Annotated in this window: 16 protein-coding genes; 6 read left to right on the forward strand and 10 right to left on the reverse strand. The window is 57.9% G+C overall.

Annotation, left to right across the window (positions count from 1 at the left end; all coding sequences use genetic code 11):
- The first annotated feature begins 68 nt into the window (after positions 1-68).
- The 4 genes from E4662_RS22170 to E4662_RS22185 are packed head-to-tail and all read left to right on the forward strand — an operon-like array spanning position 69 to position 3,404.
- On the forward strand, positions 69-1,307 hold the full coding sequence (locus E4662_RS22170; RefSeq protein ID WP_240705292.1) for a radical SAM protein: 1,239 nt from the start codon (positions 69-71) through the stop codon (positions 1,305-1,307).
- On the forward strand, positions 1,307-1,888 hold the full coding sequence (locus tag E4662_RS22175) for a 3'-5' exonuclease (RefSeq protein WP_136443815.1): 582 nt from the start codon (positions 1,307-1,309) through the stop codon (positions 1,886-1,888). The genes E4662_RS22170 and E4662_RS22175 overlap by 1 nt, the downstream gene beginning before the upstream one ends.
- Positions 1,885-2,457, forward strand: coding sequence for an AAA family ATPase (locus E4662_RS22180; protein WP_240705293.1), 573 nt, complete (start codon positions 1,885-1,887; stop codon positions 2,455-2,457). The genes E4662_RS22175 and E4662_RS22180 overlap by 4 nt, the downstream gene beginning before the upstream one ends.
- Positions 2,454-3,404 (forward strand): aldo/keto reductase, encoded by a 951-nt coding sequence (locus tag E4662_RS22185; protein WP_136443816.1) that lies wholly within the window; start codon positions 2,454-2,456, stop codon positions 3,402-3,404. Before E4662_RS22180 ends, E4662_RS22185 begins: the two co-directional genes overlap by 4 nt.
- 7 nt (positions 3,405-3,411) lie before the next feature.
- On the opposite strand, the gene E4662_RS22190 is transcribed toward E4662_RS22185, so the two are convergent.
- The 6 genes from E4662_RS22190 to E4662_RS24175 form a co-directional block, all read right to left on the reverse strand.
- Positions 3,412-4,605 (reverse strand): phospholipase D-like domain-containing protein, encoded by a 1,194-nt coding sequence (locus tag E4662_RS22190; protein WP_168798049.1) that lies wholly within the window; start codon positions 4,603-4,605, stop codon positions 3,412-3,414.
- A 220-nt stretch (positions 4,606-4,825) separates the two neighbouring features.
- Positions 4,826-6,826, reverse strand: coding sequence for a type IV secretory system conjugative DNA transfer family protein (locus E4662_RS22195; protein WP_136443839.1), 2,001 nt, complete (start codon positions 6,824-6,826; stop codon positions 4,826-4,828).
- 8 nt (positions 6,827-6,834) lie between these two features.
- Positions 6,835-9,147, reverse strand: a complete 2,313-nt coding sequence (locus E4662_RS22200) for a relaxase/mobilization nuclease domain-containing protein (protein ID WP_136443818.1) — start codon at positions 9,145-9,147, stop codon at positions 6,835-6,837.
- Positions 9,134-9,727, reverse strand: coding sequence for a transposase (locus E4662_RS22205; protein ID WP_136443819.1), 594 nt, complete (start codon positions 9,725-9,727; stop codon positions 9,134-9,136). Before E4662_RS22205 ends, E4662_RS22200 begins: the two co-directional genes overlap by 14 nt.
- A gap of 563 nt (positions 9,728-10,290) precedes the next feature.
- Complete coding sequence (locus tag E4662_RS22210; protein WP_007120662.1) at positions 10,291-10,497, reverse strand: hypothetical protein; 207 nt, start codon at positions 10,495-10,497, stop codon at positions 10,291-10,293.
- Positions 10,498-10,696: 199 nt separating this feature from the next.
- A complete protein-coding gene (locus E4662_RS24175) occupies positions 10,697-10,864 on the reverse strand; it encodes a hypothetical protein (RefSeq protein ID WP_168798050.1) in 168 nt (55 codons plus the stop codon).
- 313 nt (positions 10,865-11,177) lie between these two features.
- On the opposite strand from E4662_RS24175, the gene E4662_RS22215 reads away from it, so the two are divergent.
- The gene (locus tag E4662_RS22215) at positions 11,178-11,423 is read left to right on the forward strand and encodes a type II toxin-antitoxin system ParD family antitoxin (protein ID WP_136443820.1); all 246 of its coding nucleotides are present in this window, start codon (positions 11,178-11,180) and stop codon (positions 11,421-11,423) included.
- Positions 11,410-11,730 carry a type II toxin-antitoxin system RelE/ParE family toxin gene (locus E4662_RS22220; protein ID WP_136443821.1) on the forward strand — a complete coding sequence of 107 codons (321 nt, stop codon included), beginning with the start codon at positions 11,410-11,412 and terminating at the stop codon, positions 11,728-11,730. The genes E4662_RS22215 and E4662_RS22220 overlap by 14 nt, the downstream gene beginning before the upstream one ends.
- Before the next feature lie 42 nt (positions 11,731-11,772).
- Here E4662_RS22220 and E4662_RS22225 read toward each other — a convergent pair whose 3' ends face one another.
- The 4 genes from E4662_RS22225 to E4662_RS22240 all read right to left on the reverse strand — a co-directional run.
- Positions 11,773-12,780: a nucleotidyltransferase family protein gene (locus E4662_RS22225; RefSeq protein WP_240705294.1), complete on the reverse strand. Its 1,008-nt coding sequence runs from the start codon at positions 12,778-12,780 to the stop codon at positions 11,773-11,775.
- A gap of 132 nt (positions 12,781-12,912) precedes the next feature.
- Complete coding sequence (locus E4662_RS22230; protein WP_136443823.1) at positions 12,913-13,842, reverse strand: DUF2493 domain-containing protein; 930 nt, start codon at positions 13,840-13,842, stop codon at positions 12,913-12,915.
- Positions 13,843-14,442: 600 nt separating this feature from the next.
- Complete coding sequence (locus tag E4662_RS22235; RefSeq protein ID WP_136443824.1) at positions 14,443-15,096, reverse strand: LysE family translocator; 654 nt, start codon at positions 15,094-15,096, stop codon at positions 14,443-14,445.
- Between the two features lie 3 nt (positions 15,097-15,099).
- On the reverse strand, positions 15,100-16,012 hold a 913-nt coding region (locus E4662_RS22240), incomplete at its 5' end, for a 2OG-Fe(II) oxygenase family protein (RefSeq protein ID WP_136443825.1).

Here is a 16,012-nt window from a genome sequence, read left to right on the forward strand (position 1 = left end):
GGCGATACCATGAGTATTCATATGTAGCGTCAGAAATCAGCGACACCAATGAAATTTGATATTCAACTATGAGTGAGCAAACTGTAGGTTTTCAACTTACAAGAGTGATCTATGAAAAGTTGCGGCTCTTGCCGCTATTGCTGAAACAGCCCCTGCGAGAATTCGAAATGACATTTGAGCCAGACACCCGCTATGCGAGATCCAAGCTTCGAGATGCTCCCACAGATCTACCACATGATCTCGCGAGCGTCATTGAGTACCGCAAATCGGGCCTCAGTCTCAATCACATAGTAGGGTGCCCACTCGAATGTGCGTACTGCGTTCGCCATCTTTTCGACAACTATGAAATGAAAAGACCTCATCTGGTTTTGTCTGATGATGAGGCGGTAGCACAGCTAGTTGATCATCCCGCATTTCGCGCCCACCAGACACCATTACAAATCTTTAACAGAGCGACAGATCCGTTCCTTCCTAGAGTGAAGGAACATCTACACCGATGTCTGGAGCTACTCGATGATCTGGGTTTGACGAACCATATGCTGGTTATCACCAGATGGCATGTCTTAGAGGAAGATGTTGCTCGGTTGGAACGGCTCAAGAACCTCAAAGTCACAATATTGATCACGTGGTCTGGTATTTCTGACCCTCGCATTGAGCCTATCGACAGTTCAATTGCTCACAAGTCTCTGCAGACTCTCGCATCCTGCGCTTCCCGCACACGCCGAATTCTCTATTGGCGCCCAATTGTCCTCGGGCTGAACGATTCAGACGAACTGATTGCGGAGGCCCATTCCATGAGCCGGTTTGCAAATGCGACGGTTTTCACTGGCCTCTTCCATAGAGAGCAGATCAGAGACTATCTTCGATCGGTGAATGTACCGGATCTATATGAGATGGTGCCTCGCCGGAAGATTTTTCCGCGGGAAGTTGAAGACCGGATTCTAAAAGCTTTCGGAAACACACCAATATTTCGCAAGACGTCTTGCGGGGTAGCGTATGCGCACAAAGTTCACGATTATAACGGCCACATCGGGATAGATCGCATTTGTGATATTTGTCCAGGTGATCAGGTCAGAATTTGCACTGCTGCCCACAAGGTTCCTACCCGAAGTCAGTTGCTTGGATTTGCAAAAGAAGTTGGTCTTGAGACAGATAGTATAGAAGCGTTTGAAGGCCATATCGTCGTTGAAAATAGCACGGAGCAACAGCGATACTTCGTTCAACACGCAACAGGGTTTCAAGTGCATGACCGAGCTCACCCGCATTTGCCGGGTCGTCATGGTCGCGCGGAAGAAGGATGGACATAATGAAACGCATGTGGGCTGTCGATGTTGAGGGCAACGGAGCTACGCCACCAGAGATTATTGAGTTAGGAATCGTTGAGATGGACGACCTCCGACTGACAGGGAAGGTGATGCATTGGCAATTCAAGCCGCAACACGAGATCACGCCCATCGTTAGCAGGATTCATGGGATTACGAATGATGATGTCGCCGATGCTCCCCCACTCGAAGACGTTGTGGACGACATCTTACTCTGGCTTGAGGACTCTCCAATCGTTGGCCACAATGTTCGGGTCGAATTGGAGGCGCTCACTAGAGTTCTACCAGATTGGAAACCGGCGGCGGCCTACGATAGTTTGAAGGTCGCACGTAGGATGCTACCGAACGAAGAAAAATTTGGCTTGGAGCGGCTCGGAGATGTGCTCAGGCTCAAGGACGCGGCGTCTCAAGCGGTCGGCGGTGGGGTGTCACATTCGGCCCCATATGATGCCGCTATGTCTGCTATCCTACTGGAGCATTTACTTGCACCGTTATCGCAGGCCGAACGAGACAGTATATTGATGGATGCTGACGTCACCAACTCTAGGCAGGGGACGCTTTTGTGACTCGCGTCGTGAAAATTGCAGTTGCCGGGACCCATTCCACTGGAAAAACGACCTTTATGAAGGATTTGGAGAAAAGGTTGATCGAGGCTGGTCATGTCGTCGCTTATGTACACGACAGTGCGGCTGAGGCGCGTGACGTCGGCTTTCCAATCTTGAGCAACCATACGTTTGAGAGTACCGCTTGGTTGATCGCGCAGGCAATTCGTCTTGAGACAGCAGCAACGCTAAAAGCAAATGTTATCCTCATTGACCGTCCAGTTCCCGACGCTCTTGGGTATTTGATTGCTGCTCTGCGTACGACAAATCGTTCTATCGACCAACAGCGATTGGAACGCCTTGAAGCCATCTGTGAAGCTTGGGTGAAAGAGTATGATCTAATTTTTGCGACACGACTTGACGAGAATATACCCATTGGGCCGGGTCGCGATGATAACCACGTTTTCAGGTCCGCTGCCGGCAAGGCGGTCGCCGAGGTAATGGCAAAGCTTGCCCCCGAACACTGTATTCTCACACCAGAGAATTTCGAAGAATCTATCGCCTTATCCATACGTTTGGCCTCTGGAAGATGAGCGTGCCCTCGCACGCTATTGCCCATCTACTTTCTACCGTTGCTGGCTCCCATCGGATTGGTATCGGGTGCATGGCGCTTACTGGACTATATGGGAGGATCGCCGAATCCGATGCACGTGATGTGTTGGACCGTGCAATGGATCTTGATTTCCGTCTTTTTGATACGGCACCTTTGTACACAGACGGTCAGAACGAAGAGTTGATAGGTGATGTCATTGGATCAAAGGCTGGCATAACGGTATCCACCAAATTCGGCCTTTCGGAAGACAATTGCGGTAAACTTGTTCGAGATAGTCGGCCCAGCTCGATCCGCGCATCAGTAGAGGCATCACTTAGACGATTGCGTCGAGAGCGGATTGATATCCTGATCCAACATCGTCCCGATCCGGACGTAAATGACCAAGAGGTTGCTGGTACTGTGCAGGACCTTATCGATGCAGGTAAAGTTGCATCCTTTGGTCTCTCAGGAACGTCAGTTAACCGCATTAAGCCGATGTCGGAACGTTGCAGTGTTACTGTGGTTCAAAATGAACTTTCAGTCTTAAGCGACCCAAACTCTTGGTGTACGCCTCAAAAGGTCGGAGATATGGGCGTCTTCTTTATGGCTTATGCGCCGTTCGCGCGGGGCCTATTGAGCCAGAAAAAAGCGGGCACCAACCGCGCAGCCGACGATTACCGTGCGCAGATGAAAGCGTTCCAAAATCCCGAACAGTCGGCCCACAAAAGACTTCGGGAGTGTATCGAAGACGTTGCATCGGCCTATGGTGTTTCAGCGACCGCAGTCATGTTAGCCTGGGCTAAATCTCGTGGTGAGAATGTTGTACCTATTCCTGGGCCACGCCATAAATCACATCTTGCCAATCTGATAGAAACCACCAACCTTGAAATCCAAGATGCTCAAATTTTGACGATTGATGAGATTGCGAGTAACTTACAGGTGGGCTAGGCCCGCGTCAGCTCAACTCAGGTGCAGGGCCGTCTTGTAGACTACCGATCCAACCAACACCCGTTAAACGGATCATCAGATGATGATTTGCTCGTTCAGGCGCGGCAGGAAGTGAGAGCTTTAGAGGATCGACATATTTCTTGATGACCTTGTTGTACGGAGAGACTGCAAAGGATGCATTTTCCATAGATGGACCATCCACCAAGTTAGCAGAGCCACTGAAAACCTCGCATTGGTCACCAATGCCGATGTATACTTTGGCGTGAAAATCTTGCTTTTTATTGCCGGTGGCCACGATCTGATTTTCGAGGCCGTAACTTGCCAAGACGTCGTGATCCAAACCAGTTTCTTGGAGAGCCGATTTATAACCTGACCACGTTGCAGAGCGTGTTAAAAAAACGGTTCGTTTAGCATCCAATTGTTTCAAGAGACGTTCCCAAATCTCTAGTTTTTCGCTCTTGGATTTCCATTGATGACCCACGAACGGTGCAGCAATGAGGACTTGATCCTTGTATAAACGCCATCTCACAATGAGTTTGTCTAACGCGTCCATCAAATAGGACTTGGTATGTATCCCACTTAATACGTCGGCCAGGTTAACTCCTGAGACGTCGGCCAGTAAAAATCCGTCCAACTCGAGACTGGCATTCGGATCAATTTGGAAAGGGCGATAAAAAGTAGCCACGTGAGTTTGGGAGCAGGAGCACGGCACCTTGATCGAGACGAGCAGATGTTCAACCTCTGGCATCCGACGCGCGAGATAGTTGTTTAGGATAATCCCCCATTGCTGTCTAATATCGCCAATGGCTGCGACAAGCTCAGCTAGAGCGGCCTTTTCCAAGCCTTCATCGGTTTCGGCACAGCAGTAAATCGGGTGAACATTGAAGTCGAATACCGGATCTTCATCATTGATAGCGAGCCGATACACGGCCCTGTCCGTGGCGTATTCTACGGATCCAGCATAGGGATCTTCTTCGTCGTCATAGCGCTCAATAACCCGACAATTACCTGCTGGCGATTCAATAGGATTTTTCAAATCGACGGCAAATGTTTCACTGCACGCATTGCACTTGATGACCCAGGTTCCTCGGTCGTTGACCATAGGAAACTTCAGCTCAGTGTAATGGTGCGGGTCACCGCAATGGGGACACTTCGCGGCGTAATTCTTGCGTTTGGTTTCAAAAGCTTTTGGAAGGCTCAATATCTGACATCCACAAATAGGAAGTTTCATACATCGGAGACACACGCTGTCGCCATTCGAAGTCTAAAATCATCGTACACCATCGGTTCCTTGGGGACACGCACATAGCCGCATCTGAGACTTTGAGTGTCTGCTTTGCGGAAATCGCACCTGAGTGTTCGCAGCTGCAGCGAAAGACTGCTTTCCGCCCGAACTCGACCGACGTCCGATCCTCGCTACCCTATCGGGCAACCAGCTTCTGACCACCAACCTCTCGCAACATCGCTTCCATGTCGTCCAAGCCATCGACAGCGGAGCGCATTTGCGCCTCACCCCCGGCGCTCGCTGCCTCGGCATCCGTGACTTGGCTCCCAAAATTCATCTCCATCTGTCGTTGTTCCTCGGCGACAACGGCTTGAACGACGGGCGTGGTCTTCTTTGAGGCGACATTGGCTTTCTCTGACGATTGGCCATCAGCAGCCTGGCGTACGGCCTCAACGTCGACCTCGGGTCCGCTTGACCCGTCCGGAGAGGGTGTCATCGGCATCGCGCGCATACTCAGCGGCAGATCACCTTCCGGCCCACCTCCACCTGGCTCCGGAAACGGCAGCTCACCCGTCTGCGCCGCGTGGATCGCTTTGAACAGCCGATCGTCGAAATATTGGATCCGCTTCGCGCGGACCGGCATCTGGGCATCGATCACCATGACGATCTCGTCGAGCGGCAGGCGGCGCGCCTCATCTTCTGGCAACAACGAGCTTTCTTCAGTCCGTGTCGATTGGCTGCGCCCCTCGAAGGGGTTCTTGCCGATGGACTGCGAACGCGTGACCACGGTCTTCGTGGTCTTGCCGACCGCCTTGCTCAACTCCTCGACGGTTTTTTCATCGGAAGGCGTCAGGTAGAGCTTTACGCCAGCGTTGCCCTGCAGGGCACGGCGGGTGTTTTCGCCATAGATTTCATCGAGGGCGGGGATAGTTTGGGTAACGACCGCCAAGTGCCCGCGATAAGCGCGCAAAGTCTCAATGCTCTCGACCACGATCGGCATTTTGCCTAAGCGATTGAACTCGTCGAGCATGATCATTACGGGCCAAGGTTCATCCGGCCCGGGATCCTTCTCCTGCATGGCTGAGAGGAGATCCGAGAAGAACAGCCTGATCAGCGGCGCGAGCGGTTTCACCATCAGCGGCTGGACCACGAGATAAACAGAAAAGGGCTTCTTGCGGATCGTCCGGAAATCAAAGTCCGACACCGCCGTCGCCTCATCGATCGCCGGGTTCTGCCATTGGTCGAGCCCCGAGGTCATCAGGAGCGAAACGTATGAGGTCAGCGTGTCGTTGTTGGTCGAGGCGAGCCGCGTGAAAATCAGCTTTGCTGCCCTGTTCTCCACCTCGTGGCCGCGTGCGAAGTATTCCTTCTGCTTGTTCCCACCCGATGCGGCGATGCGGTAGATCTCGCCCAAGGTCGGGCGCTTGCGCTGGAACGCCAACAGGCCTGCCGCCACGAAGAGATCGATCCCGCCTTTCAGAAGCCCTTGCACCCTGTCGTTGTCACTTTGCAGGAAGAGCGTCGCGAGGAGCTGCAATTCCATCTGCTGGCGCGCAGGATCTTTCAATTGATAGATGCGCAGGAGTGGGTTGTAGCGATGCGTGCGCTTGCCCTCCCAATCGGTGGGGGCAAAACGATAGACCTTGTCGCCCTGGGCGGCGCGGTGCCGGGCCGTGGCCTCAAAACACTCCCCCTTCACATCGAGCGTGACGGCGGAGCCCCGCCAGGTCAGCAGGTTCGGAATGACAAAACCCGTGGTCTTGCCGCGACCCGTGGGGGCGACAATCAGCGCGTGTGGGAAGACCTTCGAACAGATGTATTTTGCGCGGGAGCCGGGCGTCCCAAGTTTGCCGAGAATGAACCCGGTGCCGGGTGCGCCAAAGAACCCGTTGGCCTTCATCTCGCGCGCGCTCTGCCAATGGGTCTGGCCAAACCGTGTCAGGGCGGCTCCCGACAGCGCGAGGCTCAGCATCATGCCGGCGACGGCAAAGCTGCCGATGATCAGGTGGATGAGTTGGGCATCCTCCGGGCGGCGATCGAGGATCGCCATGTAGTTCTGCGCAATATAGGCAAAGTCGATCTCGGCCCCGAAGCCGAGATCCTGGTAGGTCAGCACCGCCGAGGCGATGGTGTAGCCCATGGCCCCGGTCACCAGCGTCACGAGCAAGACACCCGTGGCGATCCGGGCTTTGCCCATGGCGCCGCTCAATGGACCTGTCCCCGCTCGGTTTCGCCATCCACGTCTGTCGCGCGGTGTTTTTCGTATTCGGCGTCGGCGAGTTCGTCGACCACCTGGCGCAAGGCCTCGGTGTTGGCCGTCACGGCATCGGATTGCAGATAGACCTTGGCGACATAGAGCCGATCGAGGCGGTCCTCGAGAACCTTGTCCAGCGCGTCGGCACCGCCGGATGTGAGCCGCTCGACTTGACGGTCATCCAGTACCCGCGCGATCTCGCCGCGGAAGGCCTCCCGCTCCGCCTCGGTTTCGAAGGGCGCGGACAACTCCCCCGCCCGCTCATGGTCAAGGACACGCGCAATCTCGACTGCAACACGGTCGGTATGGTCAGATTGCGGCGCGGTTTCGTCGCGCGCCGCGAGAACTTCGTCGCGTGTGCCAGCCCCAATCCCGCCGCGTAACTCGGTTTCGCGGCGGACCTGATTGATGGCTTCCGTATCCCGTATCTCCACGACGGCGGCATAGGTCGCGCCAAGCCCGCGGGCGAGGTGGGACGGCATGTCCGGATAGCGCGCTCGCAAGTCATCCGTGACAGCATCTGCAACGGGCGTGCGGACGTCGCGTCCCTCCATGATCCCGTCGACTTCACGGGTTATCTCACTGGCGCGGGCCGCAACGGTGATGGTCTCCCGGTATGGCTCAGGGCGTGCGAGCAGGTCTGGGTGTGCCTCGAGATACGCGCGCTGTTCGGTCTCGATCCGGCGCTCTGCCTTTGAGACCAACTCCCACTCCCGGTCCTCGATCTGTTGCGCGGTCAGGCCGTCTGCGCGCATCTCCTGACGGATTGTCCCTTCCATCGCCTGCACCGCGTCAAGGTGATAATGGAACCGCTCGCTGACCGGTTCCGCTTCCACGACGCCATCCAGGCGCAGTACGTTCTCCCGTTCCAGAAGCGTGCCAAGTTTCACATGCACGTCATTGAGAATGTCGCGCGCCTGTTCCAGATCGGCGCGGCGTTCGAGGTTCAGATCCAGCGCCTCGGACACCTTGGAGAGATCATCGGCGATCCATTGGTGCTCCAGCGCTGCATTGGAGGCTCCGGTCTCAATCCGGGCCACCACTTCCGATGTGCTGATCCCGGTGCCGCGCAGCGCGGCGTCAATGCGCGCTCTCAGATCGGGCTCGGCCAGACGCTCAAGCTGGTTGGTGTCGATGTTCGCCTCGGAATAGATCCCGCCCTCCGAGGGGGTCTCTGAAAGTGCGGATGATCGCAAACCGAGTGGCTGCATGTGCTGGACCTGCGTCTGGATTTCGATGAGGCGTTTTTCCAGCACGGGACGTTCGGCGTCAGACTTCTCGGCGATCATGCCCTGCACCCGTGCGAGCTTCTCCGCATAGAGGCTTCTCAGGTCCTCGAAACTTTGATCCTCGGCCATGTACACATCTCCTGTTCGGTCCACCTGCCCGCCCCGCGCCAGCACCTCGCCCGCGCGAAAGAGGGCTGCGGCGATATCCTCGCGGGCCTCGCGCGAAGCCTCCGCAGCGAGTGAATGGTAAACGGTTCTGGTGTTGGCGATCTCCGCCAGCGTCCGCGTCAGGTCCTGCCCCACTCGTTCGCGCTCGCTGGGCGCGCGACCCTCTTCTTTCGCCGCATAAACTTCGCTGGTGCGGGCCGGGTAATGCACAACCCCGCGATCCACCCGGCGCGTGGCCTCCAGGCGCACGCCGTACTTCTCCGCCTCCTCGACCATGGCGAGGCGGAAATCGTCATAGTTGAAGCGATGGTTGCGCCCCAGAAAGAAGAACTCGCCTTCCTGCGAGCGGCGGTTCAGCACCAGATGCGCATGCGGGTGATCGCGGTCCTCATGCACCGCGATGATGTAGTCGAAATGCCCCGCATCGGTCTGGAAAAACCGCTCGGCCACATCCGTCGCGATATCGCGCACATCCTCGCCCCGCGTGCCGATGGGGAAGGACATGAGCATGTGCGTGGTCTGGCCAAGCTTGGGTTTGAAGCCTGCATCCCACCGCTTGGCAAAGCGCTCGGTCAGATCCTTGATGTCACGCGCCTCGAGCTTCGCCTTGCCATCCAAAAACCCACTCGAGTCCACGATATGGGTGGACTTTGTGGTAAGGTAATCGAGCTGGTTTGCGAGCTGCGATTTGGTATGCGTGCCCCCGCCCCGGATTGCCTTGAAGACGGCTGGCCGATGCCCTGCCGCCGCGCGCACAAGCTGGCTCTGCTTGGCGACATGCAGCCCCTGCATCGAGCCCCGGATCCGGCTCCAGCCATCCCGGAAGACCTCGCCGGTGACAGCGTCAACCGCATCATTCAGCCGCATGGGCAAACTCCCTCAAGGCGGCTGAGGCCTGCAGCTGCATCGCGTCACGACGGCGGCGCAGGAGCAGATCGATCTCGTCGGCGGAATCCAGGATGAACCGCGCCAGCCCGCGCATCTGCGCGAGGCGCAGTTCCGAGAACTCGGCACGCGTGCCTCCCCCGGCCCCCTGACCCATCCGGTTGGCCCGCGTCATCTGCTTGGCGATCTGCGCGACCCCATTGCCGACCTCGTGCAAGGAGGCCCTGTAGCGCGCCATCTCGGCCGCCATCTGCGCGTCCGGAACGAACACCCCGCCCGCCGCCTGGATGAGCCGCCGCAGCCCCTCGGCCCGGCTCTCGATCCCCGCCTTCGCCAACACCGCGTCGAGCGCCTCAAGCTCCGCAGCCGTGACCTTCACACTGACTGCTGAGACCGGGATCGCGGCATCCGTCTGGCGCTCTGCATCGGCTTTCAGGACGTAGCGCACGGCCCGTGATGTGACCTCGAAACGCTCGGCCAGCTCAGACGTCGACACACCCTCCGCGGCCTCGCGGACGATCTGCATCTTCTCCATCTCTGTCAGGCGTTTCGTTCGGGACATGCGGAAGAAAGACCCCCTATTTCCTGCCACCTTCCACCAAGGCTGCCCCTACCTTACGATAATATATCCAACTGTCAATTGTATACTTACGTCGCATTCAGGCTCAGGCAGCCTTGGTGTCCGCTTCTCCCGCGACCCGCAGGGACGCGGCTCTGCCGCCCTCACCACCGAGCGACCCACGTGTCCAATGGGTCTCCTTCCCCAACACCGCCCGAGGGTCTGACCGAACACGCATGTGTTCGGACGGAACCGCGGGCGGGCGCAAACCCCACCGACAGGGCGGACAGGCAGGGTCAAGGAGGGCCAGATTTGGCTTGCCAAATCTCTGCCGCAAAAACCGGGAGGCCCTGGCCGATAGGTTTTTGTGGATGGCCCCCTTGAGGCTGACTGGCCGCCCTGTCGCGGCATGATCACTCCGAGCAGCTATCGTCCTTTGAGCGCGCAGCGACTGGCACCAAGTGGAGGTCGCTGTCGGCGATCACCTGCGCCGGTGACGGCATCCCTGGAACAGGGATCGGGCCGCCCCAAGATCGTCCTGGGGCGGCCCATCCTCGTCAGAGGATTCAGTCCTGAGGGTCCTTTGCGCTCGGCGGGAACATCACCAGCTCCGAGACCGCGACCGGGAAGTCGAGCTTGAGGCTGAAGAACTCCGAGCCGTCCCCATTGCGGGTGTTGCGGAACATCGCACCCACGCGCTGGAAGCGGGTGCGCTCCTGGCCATCGGTATCGGTAAACTTGACGGGGACGGTGGCGACGTAGTGGTTGGTCATCTGGGTTACTCCTTGTTGCGATGGGGATCTGCCAGCACGGGGGCACGAGGCCCGGTCGCAAGTGCAAATGCGGAGGGTCCACGGCTCCGCCGTGGAAGCCGTATTTGTGCTTGCCGGAGCGAAGCGGAGGGCACGAGCGCGCCGCCCCGTGCGATCCACATCTATGAGCAAAAAGGAGTGATCCGGATGACCCTCGCCATCACGCAGCCGCCATCCTCCGCGTCCTCGTCCCGCCGATCCTGGCCGGGGTGCTGACGGAGCCCGCCCGCGTGGATGCGATGTTCCGAAACACCACCCACGGATCGCTCTGGTCTTCAGCTTCGAGCCGAGCGTCACCATAGCCCGCGTCTTGAACTGCCTTCGACACTCATGTCTTCCCGCCAGACCCGAAGCGGATGGACCGAATTCAGACGGACTGGGTAGAGGGATGACGGTATTGCTCTACGCGAACTGTCGATCCTGCGTAATCGTTCGCACGCGCCATGAGACATGACGAAAACGCTACCCCAAATGCACCTTCCCGTTAACGGCTACCAAACCCATCTGGTCCAACACTCGAAAGGTCAACGATGAGACCTTCGCACAACGCTCCGGGCAGGCAAGAAGATGGCAAAGTTTGTCATCTTTTATGACAATTTCCGGTCTTCGATGATATGCTTGTTTTGAGAAGGAGAATAGTTATGGCCACCATGAACGTTTCACTCCCTGATCCAATGAAGACTTGGGTTGAAGAACGCCTGAAAGATGGCAGCTTCAGCAATACAAGCGATTATGTGCGCCACCTAATCCGCCGTGACCAGGAGCGCGCTCAAGCGATCGAGGCCTTGCAGCAAGCGATTGATGAAGGTCTCAAGAGCGGCGATCCGGAGCCTTTCGACTTCAAGACGTTCAAAGCGCAAATGCGGGAGAAACATGCCCGCAAGTAATCTCGCCGCCTACCGGCTGACGCCAGCAGCCCAACATGATCTGGAAGATATCTGGCTTTACACGGCGCAGACATGGACGATGGCGCAAGCAGATCGATACACCGATATCATAGAAGATGCCTTCGATCGATTGCTCTTCATGCCGGAGATGGCCCGTGAGCGCCCGGACTTCGATCCACCTGTCCGCATCCATCCCAGTGCGGAACATCTGATCATCTATCGAGTCGAGCGAGATGAGTTGATTATCTTGCGAATACTGGGAGCAAGGCAGGATTGGCACGCGATACTGAGAGCGGCCGATCAGTAGATCGGCGCATGGTCTGTGTTGTCGCCTTGACCGTCACGCGCCCTAGCTCCCAAGGATTGCCTTGGTCCCCGGCATCCGTTTCAATGAGTTCCCAATATGCTCCCGCCAGCGCGGGCCGACCTCCAGCGCGGTGGCATAGGCGCGGGCCAGATCATCGGGCCGGTCCTCAGCCATCGCCTCAATCAGGAAAGCCGCCTGCTCCCGATCCTTCGCCGATTTGAGGCTCCCCGCTCCGTCCCGCCGCCGATCTGCAATGATCAGCTTGTGGATTGCATAGCGCTCCGGGCGCGGAACCTGGAGCAGTACGCCGGATCGATAGATTGCCGCCGCATGGATCGGCTCGGCAATCAGGAAGTTGAGATAATTCAACGCTTGGGCGTTCACGCCCAAGGCGGGCAGCTCTCGAATGGTCTCATCTCCGAACGCCGGGGTCAGGAATTCGACCAGCTGGCCACTGCCGCCTTGGGCCCATCGCCAGGTCCGACCTTGGTCGAGTGCCGGCAGGGGATCAAACTTGAGCGCCGAGAACGTCTCGGCGAGACCAGGGTCAACCTGATCCTGCAGCGCCACGCTGAGCTTTTCGAACTGGGCGATGTCGATGTCGCCGGTATTGGCCATACCCCCCAGGGGCAAACGAACACCAAGCTCGCCTTCATAAAGCCGGAACGCGTTCGTCCCGACGATGGTACCACCCAGCCGGAAGGTTCCGGCTGCAGCCATGGCCGACAGGATGGAACCGGTCGCCCGGTCGGTCGGTGTCATGCCTTCGGCCCGCAGAAGTCGAACGAGTCGCGACCGCTCTGCCTGCCGCGCCTTGGCGGTCGCGCGCAGCTCTTCGATCCGGTCGATGCGCGCGCGCGTCTCTTCGCTGTCCTCGCCGATATAGATGAACTGCATCTCGGTTCCGACACGGCGCGCGGCGTACCAATAGCCCTTGTCACCGCGCTCCTTGAGCGTGGGCTTGCCTGCGACACCGGACAAGACGTCATCCTTCAGGAGACGCACCAGATCGGTATAGGCGCTCATCGCGATGCTGCTGAGAGGTGTCATGCCAATCATTTCCAAGTTTTGCTTGGCACGCATATACCTATCAAAACACAAAATTGCTAGGCAAAGAAGTTTGGAGAACCGCCACGCCTATGAGAAACAACGAAAAGGCCGCCCGAAGGCGACCCTCTCAATTCACTTCTCAACAGACTTCTTCGCCGGGTCGGCAACCCTCATGACCGTCAGGCCTTTCGATTCCGCCTTCTGCCCGAGGTTCAGCGCGACCCCGTTGCCGCCGAAGAGAACAACCCCCGTCGCCGCGAACTTGTCGTCCAGCATTTCGTCGTTGCACTTGAACGGTGCCGCCCGCCCATGCGCGGACCAGCGCGGATCGAAACGCGCCTGTGCTATCCCGCGTGCCCGTGCCCATCGTGCTGCAATCATCTCCGCCCCATGCTTGCCACCCTTGTGACAGAGGAAGATCTCCTGATTGCGGTTCTGCCTGATCCGTTCGCGAACCTTGTCGAGCGTGTTGAAGATCACATCGACATCGGTCCAGTCGGTGGCGCCTGAGACGATCAGGGGCACCCCCTCGACTTTCGACTTCTCGGCAGTCTCGCGGTCGTGCTGCTCCAGAAGCTGCCGCGCCTCGAAGACCGCCCCGGTCTCTTGCGCCCGGACGCTCGCACGCGACCCGGAAGCCGGGATGAAGGCGTGGCCCGTCTCGATCTCGTAGCATTCCGCCGCCGCCTCGCTCATCACCTCGATGGCGCCGACAATCTCGCGCAGCTGCAGAAAGCGCGCCTGCGCTTCTTCTAGCGCGGTCTCGGCGATCTCCGATCCGTCGTGGGATTTTGCCAGCGCGCCGATCTTGTCGGCGGTGCGGTCGACCTCCTTGCCAAGCGACACCTTGCGGCGCTGCAGGATCGTCGCGAGCCCGTGGGCCAGCGGTTCGATTTCCGCTTCAAGCCCGGTCCCGCGCAGCGGACCGAGCAAAGTCTCGAAGCTTTCGCGGATGATGCGATCGGTCAGGATATGATCCTCCGGGATCGGCAGCTGCGCGTCCTTCTCGGTCAGCCCGAAAAGCTCGATCGTCTCGTAAGTGTTCGCGTTGTCGTAAGCCATGTCTGGTCTCCAGTATTCGGTTGTGGAGCCACCACGTGAGTGTGGGGGCATGGCCGAATGCCTGGTTTCCGAATCTGCCCGGGTCAGGGACGGCGCAGCCGCCGGCTTGCCGGGCGCAAAAGTTTTCCGAGCGCAGCACCCGACACAGGCCCGCGCTCACGCACGGGACCGCCCCGCGCCACGGGCTCTGCCCTCGCCGAAAAGTTTTGCGATCCTTGACGCGGGCTGATTTGGGGGCCATCCGGAGGATATGCTTCCACACTCATGTGTGTGTGTTTTGACGGTAGGTTTGCCCGACCCGAGAAGGCAAACGGCCCGACCGGACGCGGGAGACGGATGAAGCGGCGGGATCGTTTTGCCCCGCAAAACAGACCAGAGCGCAATCCGGCGGAGCGGCCAGGGAGAAACGTGCTCGCGAGGCGGGCAAACCGGGACGCCAAGCGCAACGCCGCGGTGAGGCCGCATGGCCGAATGCGCGACGGGCCGAAGGGCCGTTCAATCAATACGGCACGCGTAGCCTAGGAAGCGATGCCGGATGTTTCAAAACGGTTTTTACGCGCAATACCGCAGACCGGCATCGGCTCCTTACAATGAAGCAAGTTACAGAATGTGTAGATGAAGATTGAGCGCGATACCGATCAGTATCAGTCCGCCAGCCCAGGCCAAATGCTCGCGCATCTCCCTTTCGCGGTTCATCGCCTTCGTTATGGTGCCGCCCATGTAGGCGACAACGAGGTCGGACGGGATGGCCGTCAGCGGAACAAGCGCCCCAAGCACCAAAAGCTGCATCGTAACACTGGTTTCGACAGCTTGTGTGTCGCCCACGTTTATGAAGGGCGGCAGGAACAGTGCGAAGAACAGGACTGTTTTCGGGTTAAGCAACTCAACAAAGGCACCCTGCCAGACAATCGAGGAAAGCGATTTGTGCTGCACCTTCTCGACATCGAGCGTCACTTGTGCACCTGCTTTGGCCCCACGGATCATATCGGCCCCGAGCCAAATAAGATAGGCTGAACCGATATAGCGTAAGGCCACTTCCAACCAATCGGATTTTTCGAACACCGCAGCCAAGCCCAGGGCCGTGGCGATAGCCAATACGATCCCACCGAGGCAAAGGCCAAGCGCCGAGGCGAGGCCCGCCGCGCGACTTTGCCCGACCGTTCTCGACAATACGTAGAGCATCGATGGACCGGGTGTCGCGCTCAATGCCAGGCCCGCAAGAGCCACGGCAATCATCGCATCCAAACTCGGCATTCTCTAACTCCCACTCCGGTTCATACGTTTCTCAAAAGGGTTTTCGACACAGCCGTCACCTTGCGCGAATCCGGCTCGTTGCCGGGACCTCAGATATGGGAAATCTCTGGCAAGCATCCGCTCCAGATGATCTCCCGCCTTGAACGGTTCATACTTCACATGACCACCCTGCCCCACCAATTCGAAAAATGGCCGGATCATCGTGTCGTGGTTTGCAGCGACGAAATACGGCATCGAGAACCGCTCCGGGAGGAGGTTCAACACTCGATGCGGCGTCGATCGAAGCTGACCGTTTGTCCAGGCCTCCAGCATGTCTCCGATGTTCACGACATAGACACGGTGATCGACAGGAACATCGATCCAGTTGTCCTCTACGGTCATGACCTGCAAGCCAGCATTGCGCGTGTGCAAAAGCGTCAGGCATTCATAATCGGTGTGTGCACCCATGTTGACCGACTTGGCATCGATTCCGTCATTCTGGCGCACGTAATGCAAAAGGCGCAGCTGTGAGATAGGTTTGGTCATCTGCTCGGTTATGGCCCCAGGGCGCAGGCCCAGGTGCAACTCAAGCGTCGCACTGATCATCCGCCCAAGAGCAGCAATCTGCTCATAATAGGCTGATATGGTCCGTTGAAACCCGGCGATATCGGGCCAGACATTTGGTCCCAGCAGACGATTGCCAGCCAAGTAGTCCGGATCGTCATGTGGCAAATCTAAACCGAGATCAAAGGCTTCGTAGTTTCGGCTCACTTCGTCGGGGTAGTCGCCCTTTTCGGTAAACGGCACATAGCCCCGGTGATTGCTGCTGAGACCAATATAGTACTGGCGCTTGATTGACTCCGGCAGAGCAAAAAACCGCTCCGCCATCTGATAGGTCCTTTCGACGAGGCTCAGATCTATGCCATGCCCGATGATC

The sequence above is a fragment of the Pacificoceanicola onchidii genome, from assembly GCF_004804335.1.
Taxonomy (GTDB): Bacteria; Pseudomonadota; Alphaproteobacteria; order Rhodobacterales; family Rhodobacteraceae; genus Pacificoceanicola; species Pacificoceanicola onchidii.

Bases quoted from the DNA above. Each gene is read 5' to 3' on its own strand.
- E4662_RS22170 (WP_240705292.1), top strand. From the start codon at position 69: ATGAGTGAGCAAACTGTAGGTTTTCAACTTACAAGAGTGATCTATGAA.
- E4662_RS22175 (WP_136443815.1), top strand. From the start codon at position 1,307: ATGAAACGCATGTGGGCTGTCGATGTTGAGGGCAACGGAGCTACGCCA.
- E4662_RS22185 (WP_136443816.1), top strand. From the start codon at position 2,454: ATGAGCGTGCCCTCGCACGCTATTGCCCATCTACTTTCTACCGTTGCT.
- E4662_RS22195 (WP_136443839.1), bottom strand. From the start codon at position 6,826: ATGGGCAAAGCCCGGATCGCCACGGGTGTCTTGCTCGTGACGCTGGTG.
- E4662_RS22200 (WP_136443818.1), bottom strand. From the start codon at position 9,147: ATGCGGCTGAATGATGCGGTTGACGCTGTCACCGGCGAGGTCTTCCGG.
- E4662_RS22205 (WP_136443819.1), bottom strand. From the start codon at position 9,727: ATGTCCCGAACGAAACGCCTGACAGAGATGGAGAAGATGCAGATCGTC.
- E4662_RS22210 (WP_007120662.1), bottom strand. From the start codon at position 10,497: ATGACCAACCACTACGTCGCCACCGTCCCCGTCAAGTTTACCGATACC.
- E4662_RS22215 (WP_136443820.1), top strand. From the start codon at position 11,178: ATGGCCACCATGAACGTTTCACTCCCTGATCCAATGAAGACTTGGGTT.
- E4662_RS22220 (WP_136443821.1), top strand. From the start codon at position 11,410: ATGCCCGCAAGTAATCTCGCCGCCTACCGGCTGACGCCAGCAGCCCAA.
- E4662_RS22225 (WP_240705294.1), bottom strand. From the start codon at position 12,780: ATGACACCTCTCAGCAGCATCGCGATGAGCGCCTATACCGATCTGGTG.
- E4662_RS22230 (WP_136443823.1), bottom strand. From the start codon at position 13,842: ATGGCTTACGACAACGCGAACACTTACGAGACGATCGAGCTTTTCGGG.
- E4662_RS22235 (WP_136443824.1), bottom strand. From the start codon at position 15,096: ATGCCGAGTTTGGATGCGATGATTGCCGTGGCTCTTGCGGGCCTGGCA.